The organism is Fulvivirga ulvae (assembly GCF_021389975.1).
In the GTDB taxonomy this organism is placed as follows: Bacteria; Bacteroidota; Bacteroidia; order Cytophagales; family Cyclobacteriaceae; genus Fulvivirga; species Fulvivirga ulvae.
In genome coordinates this window covers 2,582,567-2,596,006 of record NZ_CP089981.1, presented here as the reverse complement: position 1 = coordinate 2,596,006, position 13,440 = coordinate 2,582,567, and the positions used below count along the sequence as shown (strand labels likewise).

The window sequence follows — 13,440 nt, the reverse complement described above, 5'->3', positions numbered from 1 at the left end:
AATGTGCGGCTCATTTATATATTATATTAATTAATTGTATTTTTGCCACTCAAATTTTCGTAAAAATGGCTGAAAACATACACCCGATATTTGACTCTATACTGAGCACCAACAAAAAGGAAGGGCTTTTAAAGCAACACTCTCTGGTGATATGGATGGTTGGCCTTTCCGGCTCCGGCAAAAGTACTATAGCCCGTGCACTTGAAAATAAACTGCACAGTGAAGGGTACCTAACCGCCTTACTGGATGGCGACAATCTCAGAACCGGGATAAATAATAACCTGGGATTCAGCGAAGAAGACCGGACAGAGAACATTCGACGAGCTGCTGAAGCCTCAAAACTATTGGCCAGTAATGGTGTTATTACGATTTGTTCCTTGATCAGCCCTACTGCGCAAATCAGGACAATGGCAAAAGATATAATAGGAGATAAGTATTGTGAAGTTTTTATTAATTGTCCGTTAGAGGTTTGTGAAAAAAGAGATGTAAAGGGCTTATATGCGAAAGCAAGAAGAGGGGAAATAAAAAGCTTTACCGGAATCGACTCTCCTTTTGAACATCCGGAAAATCCCGACGTTGAGTTAAATACTGCAGATAACTCTGCAGAAGAAAATTTGAACGAACTTTTAAAATATATTCTTCCAAAAGTAAAATATAGCAAAGCATAACATGAGGGCCTATAATCTAACACACTTAAAAGAACTGGAAGCGGAAGCAATTTATGTTATTCGCGAGGTAGCTGCACAATTTGAAAATCCTGCCATCCTTTTTTCTGGTGGTAAAGACTCAATAACCGTAGCCCACCTTGCCCGCAAAGCATTTTTCCCCGCTAAGGTTCCATTCCCTTTAGTCCATATCGACACGGGACACAACTTTCCTGAAACTATTGAATTCAGAGACAAATATGTTAAAAAACTAGGAGTTGAGCTGATAGTAGGTTCTGTTCAGGAATCTATCAATGAAGGCAAAGTTGTGGAAGAAAAAGGGTATAATGCAAGCCGAAACGGACTACAAACCGTTACCCTTCTCGATACTATTGAAAAGTACAAGTTTGATGCTTGTATTGGCGGAGCACGCCGTGACGAAGAAAAGGCAAGAGCTAAGGAAAGATTCTTCTCTCATCGTGACGAATTTGGGCAGTGGGATCCCAAAAACCAGAGACCTGAGCTTTGGAATATTTTTAACGGTAAAAAACATTTTGGTGAGAACTTCAGAGTCTTCCCGATCAGCAACTGGACAGAAATGGATGTATGGCAATACATTTTAATGGAGAATATTGAATTACCATCATTATATTTTGCCCACGAACGCGAAGTTTTTGTTCGTGACAATGTCATTATGGCTGACTGCGACTTCATCCAAAAGAAAGATTCCGAAAAACCTTTTAAAAAAGTGGTCCGCTTCAGAACTATCGGAGATATGACTTGTACCGGAGCAGTAGAGTCCGAGGCATCTACTCTTGAAACAATCATTACTGAAGTGGCTGCTACCAGACAAACAGAAAGAGGTACCCGATCAGATGATAAAAGGTCAGAAGCGGCAATGGAAGATCGTAAAAAACAAGGATATTTCTAATTCAAGGGTTAACCCCATATTTAACCAATTATCGCTATTAATTTAAAACCTTTATAATCAAATGAGTGTGAATAACGGAGACTCAAACGGATACCTTGACATGGAATTGCTACGTTTTACAACAGCCGGAAGCGTAGATGATGGTAAGAGTACATTGATAGGTCGACTTTTATATGATTCTAAATCCATATTTGAAGATCAATATGAAGCTATTGAAGAATCCAGCAGACGAAAAGGTGATGCCAACGTCAATCTGGCATTGCTAACTGACGGACTGAGAGCTGAAAGAGAGCAGGGCATTACTATAGACGTGGCTTACAGGTACTTTGCCACCCCTAAGAGAAAGTTTATTATAGCCGACACTCCGGGACATATCCAGTATACCAGAAATATGGTTACCGGTGCTTCCACAGCTAACCTTGCCTTAATTTTAGTTGATGCACGAAATGGTGTTGTTGAACAAACACACCGCCATACATTTATTGCTGCTCTTCTGGGAATACCTCACGTTGTATTCTGTATCAATAAAATGGATCTGGTTGATTATGATGAAAAAGTGTACAACAAAATAAAGGATCAGATTGAGTCATTTTCTTCCAAGCTAGATGTAAAAGATATCAGGTTTATTCCCATCAGTGCATTAAAAGGTGACAACGTGGTTAATGAATCTGAAAACACTCCATGGTACAAAGGAGGAACGTTACTCTATTTGCTTGAAAATATTCATATTGGAAGTGACCACAACCATATTGACAGTCGTTTCCCGGTACAGCATGTTATTCGTCCTCATTCTGATAAGTACCATGACTATCGTGGCTATGCAGGTCGAATAGCTGGAGGAATATTTAAACCCGGAGATACTGTAGCAGTCCTGCCATCTGGTTTTACTTCTAAAATAAAGAGTATAGAAGTCTATAATCAAAAGCTTGAAGAGGCTTTCCCTCCGATGTCAGTAACTATGCAACTGGAAGATGACATTGATATAAGCCGTGGAGATATGATCGTCAGGGAAAACAATAAACCTAATGTAGGTCAGGATATTGATGTAATGCTGTGCTGGATGAATGCAAAACCATTGGTTGCCAATGGAAAATATGCTTTGAAGCATACAACCAGTGACGCCAGATGCATGGTGAAAAACATTCACTACAAAATGGATATCAATACTTTGCACAGAATAGAGGATGACAAAAACATAAGTATGAATGACATTGCCCGTGTAACACTGCGTACAACAAAGCCTCTGTACTATGACAGGTATAGTAGAAATAGAATTACCGGAAGCGTTATACTTATAGATGAGGCCACCAACGAAACTGTGGCTGCAGGAATGATCATTTAAAACAGGATATGCAGGAAAAAGTTGAAGCCATATTAAAGGAGGTTGAAGCCGCTGAAGCTAAAAATCAGGATGAGTTAGAACAATTCAGACTGAAGTTTATAAGCAAAAAGAGTGTAGTCGGAGATCTTTTTACAGAACTAAAAAATGTGCCTAATGACCAGAAAAAGGCCTACGGCATGAAAGTCAATGAAGTAAAGCAGGCCGTTCAGGCTAAGTTTAAAGCATTAATTGACAATTTGGAGGCCTCAGGCAAAGGTGGAGTGTCGGATCATGAAGACCTGACTTTACCACCGGCAGGACATACATTAGGCAGTATGCACCCCCTGACATATGTTAGGAACCAAATAATTGAAATTTTTGAAAGGATAGGTTTTAATGTAGCCGATGGCCCAGAAATTGAAGACGACTTCCATAATTTCACAGCTTTAAATTTTCCGGAAAACCATCCCGCACGGGAAATGCAGGATACTTTTTTCATTGAAAAAAATCCTGATATATTACTGCGGACGCATACTTCCAATGTGCAGGTAAGGCTTATGCAAAAACAAAAGCCGCCCATACGATCTATAATGCCTGGACGCGTTTATCGCAATGAAGCGATATCTGCGAGAGCACATTGTGTATTCCATCAGGTTGAAGGCCTTTATGTGGATAAAAACGTAAGCTTTGTAGACCTAAAACAAACACTTTATCACTTTGCAAAAGAAATGTTCGGTAAAGACACTAAGGTCAGATTCCGTCCGTCGTATTTTCCTTTTACTGAACCCAGTGCAGAGATCGATATCTCCTGCCAGATCTGTAAGGGGGATGGTTGCCAGCTATGCAAGTACACTGGCTGGGTCGAAATTGCCGGTTCAGGTATGGTAGACCCTAACGTCTTGGCCAACTGTGGCATTGACCATGAGGAGTACACCGGTTTTGCTTTCGGTATGGGCATTGAACGTATTTCTCAGCTAAAGTTCAGGGTAAATGACCTCCGATTATATACAGAAAACGATGTTCGGTTTCTAAAGCAGTTTTCAACTCTACATTAACTATGGATACTACTGCTGATATCAAGAGTATAGCCATTATAGGTGCAGGTACCATGGGTCAGGGCATAGCTCAAATAGCTGCCATGGCAGGATATAGAACCGTCCTTTTCGATATCGAAAAGGACGCACTTGAGAAAGCATTAAAATCAATAGAAAAGAACCTTGAAAAGGGTATTGAAAAAGGAAAAGTCACTCAGGAGCAAAGAAAAACTGCACTGGGGAATATCTCTGCTGTTACAGATCTTGATGAGGTCAAAGCAGACTTTATTATAGAAGCCATAGTAGAAAGGCTTGATGTCAAGCAGAAGGTATTTGCCGAATTGGAAAGAATAAATTCCAAAAAGACAATATTGGCCTCTAACACCTCATCCATCCCCATCACACAAATAGGAGCAGGGCTTAAACATCCGGAACGCTTTGTGGGGATGCACTTTTTCAACCCCGCTCACATTATGAAGTTGGTGGAGGTAATTTCAGGAGCGGCAACAGATGACAAAACAGCTATGCTTACAAAAGAGCTTGCTGAAAACCTGGGAAAGGTTGCTGTCATGGCAAAGGACTCTCCGGGTTTCATCGTTAACAGAGTGGCAAGACATTTTTATGTAGAGGGATTGAAAGTACTTGAAGAAGGAGTAGCTGGCATGGAAACAATAGACACACTGGTACAATCATCAGGGTTTAAAATGGGGCCATTTCAGCTTATGGACCTGATTGGTGTAGATACAAACTTTAGCGTAACTACGTCTATGTATAACTCTTTTTATCAGGATGCCAAATTCAGACCCAGCAGAATTCAACAACAGAAGGTAGATGCAGGTCATCACGGAAGGAAATCAGGGAAGGGCTTTTATAATTATGAATAATCTGAAACTTGTTTTCTTTTGGATTATCCTAATAGCGTCTTCCTGTAATGATTCTCCTTATAGAGAAGAGATTCCATATGCCTCCTTTCCAGATATTTATATTCAGTTAGATCTTCCTGAATTCAATGACCTATCTGTTGACGGAGGTTATGTTTTATTAAGCGAAGGAGTCAGAGGTATCATCCTATACCGCGAGAATTCTACAACATACCACGCCTTTGAAAGAAATTGCTCATACAGGCCATATGAAGCCGGTTCTACAGTAAACGTCCATACTTCTGAGTTGTATATGACAGATCCGTCTTGTCAATCTTCATTTAGCTTTACCAACGGCTATCCCACTGGCGGACCGGCTCAATTTCCTTTAAGAGAATATCAGGTAAGCCTAAACAGAAGAACACTCACCATTACTGATGAGCCTGTCAATTAGTTTGATTTAATAAGGTTATCGATAATGTCATCGATAGATATTCCTTCAGCCTCCGCTTTAAAATTTCTTACAATCCTGTGCCTGAGAGTCGGTTTGGCGACGGCTATTACGTCTTCAATATCCGGTGAGTACTTACCATTAAGCAATGCATTGCATTTAGCCCCAACCACAAGGTATTGAGAGGCTCTTGGACCAGCTCCCCACTCCAGATAATCATTGGCAACCGGAGCCGCCTTATCAGTATTAGGACGGGTTTTATGAACTAATTTAACTGCATACTCTATTACATTATCTGCAATAGGCACTTTGCGTACCAGATGCTGAAAATAAATAATTTCATCGCCCGTAAGCACATGTTCAACAGTCGCTTTTACATCTGATGTTGTACTTTTCACTATATCAACCTCCTTATCATAAGCGGGATAGTCAAGAAGTACGTTAAACATGAATCTGTCTAACTGGGCTTCCGGAAGCGGATAGGTACCTTCCTGTTCTATAGGGTTTTGAGTGGCGAGCACAAAAAATGGTCTTTCCAGATCATACTTCTGCCCGGCAATAGTGACAGCATATTCCTGCATTGACTCGAGCAATGCGGCCTGGGTTTTAGGTGGAGTCCTGTTAATCTCATCGGCAAGTACAATGTTTGCAAAAACAGGGCCTTTGATAAATTTAAAATTACGGTCTTTATCCAGTGTCTCTGCTCCCAAAATGTCAGAAGGCATTAAATCAGGAGTAAATTGTATTCTGCTAAATTTTAAGTCAAGAGCTGATGAAATAGTTTGTATCAGAAGGGTTTTAGCCAAGCCAGGCACACCTACCAGTAAGCAATGTCCCTGGCAAAATATTGAAGTCAATAGCAATCTAACAACTTCATCCTGCCCGATGACTACTTTGCCTATTTCTGCAGATAATTTTTTATATGCCTGATGTAAAGCATCGGCAGCTTCCACTTCTGTACTAAATTCTTTCATATATGCATTTTGCTTGTTTTACGGTACTAGTGTATTAAGGTTTGTCAATTCATAATCCCGCAATAATCATATGCTTCATCAATACTAATGAATACATCTTCCCTGGCATTGTTAAACCAATCATTCAGTGCTTTGGACTTCTTTTGGTTCAGGGCTGCAGCCTGTATCTTTTGCCAGTCATCATTCAGGTTGGCCTGATGAGGCTTTACTTTGGATTTATAATACAATATACGCACTGCCTCTTTTCCACCATCAGTTCTAAACTTAATCGGTTTACTGATTTCCCCGACTGTCATGCTGTCAATGGTGAAAAAAACTACGGGATCAAGATCTTCCACGGATACCCTTGTACCTCCCAAATCGTCCATAAAAAAGCCTCCGTTACCTGCAGTGTAGGAGTCATCCGAATGCTCTTTGGCAGCCTTTTCAAAGGTAATACTGTCTGCCTGTATTTTGGTTTTCAAACTATCAAGGAAGCTTTCTGCTTCTCTCATATCAGCTTCAGAGGGTTCGGCCATCAACAATATGTGCCGGCTGTTATATTCATTACCCCTTCTTTCCAGCAGTTGAACAATGTGTACACCAAATTGGGTTTCAAACGGACTGGAAATTTCATTGGGCTTCAGTTTTAAGGCAGCAGCCTCAAACTCCGGTGCCATTATACCTCTCCTGGCAAACCCAAGATTACCTCCATATTTAGCACTCCCAGGGTCCTGAGAATATTCCTTGGCAAGAGCCTCAAAACTCTCTCCGGCTACTATCCTCGCTCTAATATCGTTTAACTTTTTCTTAGCAGCATCTATCTGACCTTTACCCACTGCGGGTATCTTTACGATCTGAGCCACTTCTACTTCCGTTGAAAAATACGGGAGGCTATCCTGAGGTATGCCACTAAAAAACTTTTTTACCTCTGCAGGAGTAACTTTAATCCCCGCAGTTATTGTTTCCTGCATTCGCTGTACTACCAGTTGCTCCTTGATCTGATCACGAATATCAGCCTGAAACTCTTCTACTGTCTTACCATAGTACTCCTCAAGCTGCTGCTCTGAGCCACCATACTGTGAAAGGATCATCTGCATCCTTCTGTCAAGATTATTGTCAACCTCTGCATCGGTAACTATTACAGAATCGATTTCGGCCTTGGCCACCATAAGCTTTTGGCTGATAAGCTGAGCCAATATTCTACATTTAGCATCCGGAGTTGCAGGATTTCCATTGGCAAGATAGTTAAGGTAGGTAGTCTCCAGGTCAGATTTCAATACAATGTAATTATCAACTTTTGTAATAATCTTATCCACGACCACTCCACCTTCCTGAGCTTTCAACAATAATGGCATAAACATCACCAGCCCAGCCGACAATAACCCTGATTTAATTATAGATTTCAAATTCCTGGTTTTTAGTTGCTCTTTCATAAACATCCTCTTCAAGCTGTCTGGCCAGCTCTACCTTTCTCTTATTTATAATAATATTTTTAATGCCCTCTTTAACAAACTCTAACGGAGACACATTATCGGATATGCGGTATTCTTCTATCCTCAAAAAGTACAAGTATTGATCATCAGATTGTTCAATGTAATTCTGGTTTTTCAAAAATTGTACCTTATTTGGAATTTCTGCCAGAGGCGAATTTTTAATAACTTCATCAAAAACCATCCATACTGAATCGTCAAGCTGATATTGTGTCGCATAGCTTAAGCTATATGAATTCAACTCCTCTTTATCTTCTTCGCGGCTTGATAATAATAACGATTTTACTTTTTTAGTTTTTGGAGCTCCTTTGGGTAGCTTTATAAACTTACCACGGATAATGTTTTGCTTGAGTATGAAATTATCAATATTCTCCTTATAATATTTCTCAATCTCCTCATCAGTCACTTCTGTATCAAGGTTTTGATTCACGTAGTAAGACTGATACTCATAGCCCATCAGGCTATACCTGTAGTCGAGCATTTTTCTTTCTATCTCAGCTTCGTCAAACTCTATCTTTGTTGCTGCCTCTTGTATAAGAAGTTGTTTTCTGATCCAGTTATTTACAAATCTTTGCACTCGCTCTGTACTGTCTTCTTTGCTCATGCCTGCGGGCGCAATACCCTCAAGATCTTCAGGATAAAGGTATTGTTCTCTCACTCTCGCCACTGGATCACTGGTGTTACCTGCTTCCTGAGAGTCTTCTTTCATTTTTATCAGATCACACCCAGATAGCAAGATCACTATCAATACAAATGTAATATGGCTACTTTTCCAGCTTCTCATAAATATAATTTAATCCACTGTCATTAATATCTACAGGGTACTTCTCCTTTAGCTCTTTTACCCACAGCTTCTCCAAATAGTTTTGGTAATCAGATATAACCAAACCTTTAACTTCCTCAAGCTTCTTAGGGGCAGGTTCTAAGATTTCTTCCACCCAGACCAAATTATATCTGCCTGATCCATCTACCCTATAAATACCAGGCAACCACTCCACCTGATCAACAATGTGATTATCACCTTTTTCAAAAATTCCCTCAGTGACCTGTAAAGTTAATGCAGTTTTGTCGTTATACTGCTTTTCTAATGCCTTTTTAGACAAACTCAAGGAATCATTGCTTTTTATAAGTTTTTCAATTTCTTCAAGCACGTCCTCATTATCAGAATTATAGACGGTAGCTTTAAGTCTTTGCTCCCACTGATACTTGTTTTTCTGATTTTCGTAATATGCTTTTAAGCCTGCAGTATCCTCAACAGCTTTATTCCATACTTCCTGCTCCATAAGTTCAAAAAGGAGAATCCCTTCCCGATATTCGTTTACAAGCATCCGGTAATCCATGTATTTGTCCTCCAGATGATTCTCCTCATAGGATATAATGCGATCATCAGTGTAATTATTGTATTGTAACCTCATATAAACTTCAGGAGAATGGGAGTTAGGTCTTTGCTCACGTTTTAAGTGTTTAAAAAAATCTCCTACGGTATATTTTTCCGTCGCTATCCTGAAAAGTACATCATCAAGTATCTCATGGCTATCAGGAAAATCCCAGCTCCCCTTATTTAATGTGCTGTCAGCAAAACTCAATATCTCTTGTGTAGCACTAGTTTCTTCAAAATTGTTTTCCTTTCTTAGCCTTTCAATAAGTACCTTTTTGTTCAATTCAGCCCTTGAATCACGATCAATTCTTGACTTTATAGAAGGTTCCATTTCCTTGAAACTCTCAAGGGGAAGTTTTTTCTCCAATCTTATAATATGCCAGCCATATGGGGTCATAATAGGGTCTGAAATATCGCCGGGCCGGGATAATGCAAAAGCCGCTTCCTGAAAAGAATAAGGCATTTGCCCAACCTTAAAAGGTTTTAACAGTCCGCCAGAATTTTTAGTATTTATATCCTCGGAAAACTGCTTGGCGAGATCCTCCCAATTTACACCTCCTACTGCCTGATCGTATATTTCAAAGATTTTATTTCTGGCTTCAAGAGAATCGGCCTTATTGGGTTTAATCCTGATCATGATGTGTGAAACCTCCACACTACCTTGGCTTGGCCGTTTATCCAGGACCTTAACTATATGATAACCAAATTTGGTTCTTACGGGCTTGGAAACCTTACCCTCTTCCGTGTTATATGCTGCCGACTCAAAAGGATATACCATTTGAAAAGATGTGAAGTAGCCAAGATTACCATTGTTCATTTTAGCTGAGGGGTCGTCAGAATACTCCCGCGCTAATTTGCCAAAATCAGTTCCATTGATGGACTGTTCCCTGATTTTGGAAATTTTATTATAGGCTTCCAGGGTATCTGCAGGAGCCGCCTGTGGGTCCACCTGAACCAATATATGGGAAGCATTTATTTCTTCCTTGTATCTTTGATACGCTTCGGCAATCAATTTCTCCGTAACCTGGTTTTCGGTAAGGTAAGGCTTTTTCAACTGCTCCTTGTAGGTTCCAAACTCTCGGATAAAGGCCCGGGTGGTGTCCATCCCACGACTCTTGGCTTCTGCGATTTTTAGTTTGAATTTGATATAAAGATCCAGGTAATCCTTAATGTCATCATGTGTAAAGGCACTATCATTATTTACATTATTCTTTCTGTATACATAGGCAAATTCATCCGTATAAACAGACTCTTCACCAACATCAAATAGTTTCATGGATTTGACAGGGATGTCATCCTGCCTGATACCGGAAACATCGGATGATGCCTTACAACCAACTATTAGAATAAGTATAAACCAAATACGAAACTTCATCTCCAAGAATAATTTAGAACCATGCAATTTTAATAAATTAATAGGAGAAAATGGGGATATGATAAAATAAGTAAAATGTGAGGCTAGTTGATATGTATCTTTTTAACAAGTCTGCATACGTGTTTCTTCTTGTCTGAATAAATCTGAATATCGTCCATAATCTTTTTAACCAGAATAAGACCAATACCTCCTTTTCGCTGTTTCTTTATGATGTCCTCTAAAGTTGGTTCCTGGTATTCATTGATATTGAATATTTCCGCTTTATCGATTATATTGAAGATCAACCCCTTGTCTTTATCAACATTGATCTCAACTTCTATGGATTCCTTTGGGTTGCAGCAATGTGAATGGATGATCAGGTTAGCACAGACTTCATCGATGGCAAGCACTAAAGTACTAACATCGACTTCAGAAAGCCCATGCTTGTCCAGCACCTCTTTAACGAAGCACCTTATCTCCTTGAGCATTTCCTTCTTACACGGCACTTTATAACAGTACTTCATCCTAGCAGAGCTTTTGCTTCTTCCTTTGTTCCCTCTATTTTTAACAACTGATCGAGGCCTAAAATTTCGAAAACATTTGCAACCTTATCATTCAAACCAAAAATCACAAGATTGATATCATTTCGTTTAAACTCCTCGATATACGACATAAACACGCCTAGTCCGGCGGAAGATATATATTCAAGAGAGGTGCAATCGACCAGAAACTTTTTCTTTCCACTTTTCACTGCTTCATTGATAGCGTTATCAAGTTCAATGGAGGAACTGGCATCAACTTCCCCGATTATCACTATAACGTCATAGCCTTCTTCCTGTAACCGTTTTATGTCAACCATAATTGTTTTACGTATTTATTAGACTTATGTTCATTAATACAAATCAATTAAATTTGATGATCAGGGTGGTATAATCATCATCTATTGACTTTGTACCTGTAAACTCATAAAGTTCATTTATTAATCTCTGTTGTATTTCCTGTACACCCTGATCACTTACCTTTTCAATGAATTTTTGCAAGCGGTCGTATCCAAATTCAACACCTTGAGCATTCTTTGCTTCCGTGACACCGTCGGTATAGAGTACAACTATATCTCCGGTTTTATACTGAAAGGCATTGGTTTGAATATAATTTCCAAATTCACCATTTCTTAAAATACCTAGTCCAAGTCCTTTATTCTGAAAATAGGTGCCCTTCTTTAGTTGGGCATCAAAAAACAAAGTAGGGCAATGGCCCGCTCTGGCAAATTCCACTGTTTTAGTAGCACTATTGATTACAAAATAGGAAGTGGTAATAAAAGAGGCTTTGTCAAGACACTGGCTTAATGCCTTGTTGGCTTTCTCCAGAAACTCTTTTGGCGAAAGGTCAAGCTGCGCGAAGCTATGAAAAATCCCTTTCATCTGAGACATGTGAAATGCCGCAGAAGTTCCTTTACCTGAAACATCGCTTATAATTAGTGCTATTTTGTTCTTATTAACCCGGTAGGTGTCATAATAATCACCTCCAACTTCATCAGCCGCCTCGGAAAATGCCACCAAATCATAATCTCCGTCGTGATCCAACTCCTTAGGTAAAAGGCTACTTTGTACCCTCTTGGCAATTTTAAGCTCTTCCTTATATCGTTCATTTTCAAGAGCCTCGGACAAAAGCCTGAAATTTTCTATTGATATCCCAGCCTGATTAGTAAAGGTATCGATGATCTTTGTCATCTCTTTATTAAATCCATCACTTACATCCTTAAGTAGGGCAAGGGTGCCTAATTGCTGATTTTTGACGTAAATAGGAAATGCAAGAATGGACCTGAACCTTGATCCTTTCAGAGTTGAAAGGTACTTATTCAGGTTTATGGTTTTATCACTACTTTGATCGAGTATACCTCTTACATTATTGTCACTGATATGTTGTTTTATATTTTGTATCTCTTTAACTGAAATTCCCTGTGTATAAAACTGGTTATTCTCCCCTGGCCTGATAATCTCGATCCACGCTGCATCAGCAAAAACAGTACTTACGGCGCTTTCCAGTAAAATATCATACACGCGCTCCTCATTCTGCTCTGTCTGAATAGATTGACTAAGTCTTTGAAAATTAACTACCTCTTCAAGTTTTTGTTCGAAAACGGATGATGTGGGCAGATTAAATAATATTACCAGCAGAGAAAATAGTGCATATATAAAAATGAAAGCTATAAGCGCGATTATAAAAACATTATTCCTGAAATCAGCAAACTGAGTTGTAGATTCCCCTATATCGTCAGCCAGATTAAAAAGGGTAAAGGTGAAATATCCCAAATAAAACATGGCCAGCGCTATAAGTAATATGCTCTTCCATTTTTGCTTGAAGTTCAGATAGGCTACCCATTTCATGTTGGCAGACAGGAAAATCCCCATCAATACAAGCAGAGCAGAATAGTACTCTTCCAAATCCTGAACTGCCGGTACAGGCAAAACATTGTATAATAAACTAAATAGTAAAGAGTACTCAAATATTTGCCAGGCGGTTAACAAAAATTTCGACTTTTGATAAAGGATCAGTCTTTTCCAGACTATAAATGTGGAGATCAGAAAAGCACAGATAAGCCCTAAATTGGACAGATAGATAAAGTCAAGGAAAATGATATTCTCAGCCAGCTTTGTACTACCAAGAAGATTTAAAAACAGCCGGAAGAACAAGGATACAATGGTGGTGATCAACCCCGTTACAAATACCTTCCACAGAAGATCTACGAAGTTAATGCTTTCTGCTTTTTCTATCCGGTACTTGTAAAAAACAAAAAGAGAAAGGATGAAGAGGCTGAGCATTATTGGCGGAACTTCCCTGCCTATACCCGGCTTCAAATTGTTAGTGGTGCTAAAAACAATAGACAAATCACCAAATACCAAGACCACCCACGTGATAATGGCCAGCAATGTGGTGAGCCGTATGATTGCTTTCTTGCTTAGCATATTTCAAAAACGCCTTGAAGATAGTAAATTATATTATCTCGTATAATAAGAAAGC

13 protein-coding genes are annotated in these 13,440 nt (G+C 39.4%); 6 read left to right on the top strand and 7 right to left on the bottom strand.

Features of this window, described 5'->3' with window-relative positions:
• The first annotated feature begins 65 nt into the window (after positions 1-65).
• The 6 genes from cysC to LVD17_RS10750 all read left to right on the top strand — a co-directional run bounded on the left by cysC (position 66) and on the right by LVD17_RS10750 (position 5,244).
• Positions 66-668 carry an adenylyl-sulfate kinase gene (gene cysC / locus LVD17_RS10775; protein ID WP_233766683.1) on the top strand — a complete coding sequence of 201 codons (603 nt, stop codon included), beginning with the start codon at positions 66-68 and terminating at the stop codon, positions 666-668.
• Between the two features lies 1 nt (position 669).
• On the top strand, positions 670-1,575 hold the full coding sequence (cysD, locus tag LVD17_RS10770) for a sulfate adenylyltransferase subunit CysD (RefSeq protein ID WP_233766681.1): 906 nt from the start codon (positions 670-672) through the stop codon (positions 1,573-1,575).
• 61 nt (positions 1,576-1,636) lie between these two features.
• Complete coding sequence (gene cysN, locus LVD17_RS10765; RefSeq protein ID WP_233766680.1) at positions 1,637-2,917, top strand: sulfate adenylyltransferase subunit CysN; 1,281 nt, start codon at positions 1,637-1,639, stop codon at positions 2,915-2,917.
• An 8-nt stretch (positions 2,918-2,925) separates the two neighbouring features.
• Entirely contained in the window at positions 2,926-3,951 is a 1,026-nt protein-coding gene (gene pheS / locus LVD17_RS10760; RefSeq protein ID WP_233766679.1) for a phenylalanine--tRNA ligase subunit alpha, read from the top strand.
• Positions 3,952-3,953: 2 nt separating this feature from the next.
• Positions 3,954-4,814, top strand: a complete 861-nt coding sequence (locus LVD17_RS10755) for a 3-hydroxyacyl-CoA dehydrogenase NAD-binding domain-containing protein (protein ID WP_233766677.1) — start codon at positions 3,954-3,956, stop codon at positions 4,812-4,814.
• Entirely contained in the window at positions 4,807-5,244 is a 438-nt protein-coding gene (locus LVD17_RS10750) for a Rieske (2Fe-2S) protein (protein WP_233766674.1), read from the top strand. The genes LVD17_RS10755 and LVD17_RS10750 overlap by 8 nt, the downstream gene beginning before the upstream one ends.
• Here LVD17_RS10750 and LVD17_RS10745 read toward each other — a convergent pair.
• From LVD17_RS10745 to LVD17_RS10715, 7 genes are all read right to left on the bottom strand, one after another.
• Entirely contained in the window at positions 5,241-6,215 is a 975-nt protein-coding gene (locus LVD17_RS10745) for an AAA family ATPase (RefSeq protein WP_233766672.1), read from the bottom strand. The two genes, LVD17_RS10750 and LVD17_RS10745, sit on opposite strands and share 4 nt — an antisense overlap.
• A 44-nt stretch (positions 6,216-6,259) precedes the next feature.
• A complete protein-coding gene (locus LVD17_RS10740) occupies positions 6,260-7,603 on the bottom strand; it encodes a peptidylprolyl isomerase (protein ID WP_233766670.1) in 1,344 nt (447 codons plus the stop codon).
• Positions 7,587-8,471 (bottom strand): peptidylprolyl isomerase, encoded by an 885-nt coding sequence (locus tag LVD17_RS10735; RefSeq protein WP_233766668.1) that lies wholly within the window; start codon positions 8,469-8,471, stop codon positions 7,587-7,589. Before LVD17_RS10735 ends, LVD17_RS10740 begins: the two co-directional genes overlap by 17 nt.
• The gene (locus tag LVD17_RS10730; RefSeq protein WP_233766666.1) at positions 8,452-10,440 is read right to left on the bottom strand and encodes a peptidylprolyl isomerase; all 1,989 of its coding nucleotides are present in this window, start codon (positions 10,438-10,440) and stop codon (positions 8,452-8,454) included. The genes LVD17_RS10735 and LVD17_RS10730 overlap by 20 nt, the downstream gene beginning before the upstream one ends.
• A gap of 83 nt (positions 10,441-10,523) precedes the next feature.
• The gene (locus tag LVD17_RS10725) at positions 10,524-10,943 is read right to left on the bottom strand and encodes an ATP-binding protein (RefSeq protein ID WP_155172556.1); all 420 of its coding nucleotides are present in this window, start codon (positions 10,941-10,943) and stop codon (positions 10,524-10,526) included.
• Positions 10,940-11,278, bottom strand: coding sequence for an STAS domain-containing protein (locus LVD17_RS10720; RefSeq protein ID WP_233766664.1), 339 nt, complete (start codon positions 11,276-11,278; stop codon positions 10,940-10,942). The genes LVD17_RS10725 and LVD17_RS10720 overlap by 4 nt, the downstream gene beginning before the upstream one ends.
• A gap of 43 nt (positions 11,279-11,321) precedes the next feature.
• On the bottom strand, positions 11,322-13,385 hold the full coding sequence (locus LVD17_RS10715; protein ID WP_233766663.1) for a GAF domain-containing SpoIIE family protein phosphatase: 2,064 nt from the start codon (positions 13,383-13,385) through the stop codon (positions 11,322-11,324).
• Positions 13,386-13,440: the final 55 nt, after the last annotated feature.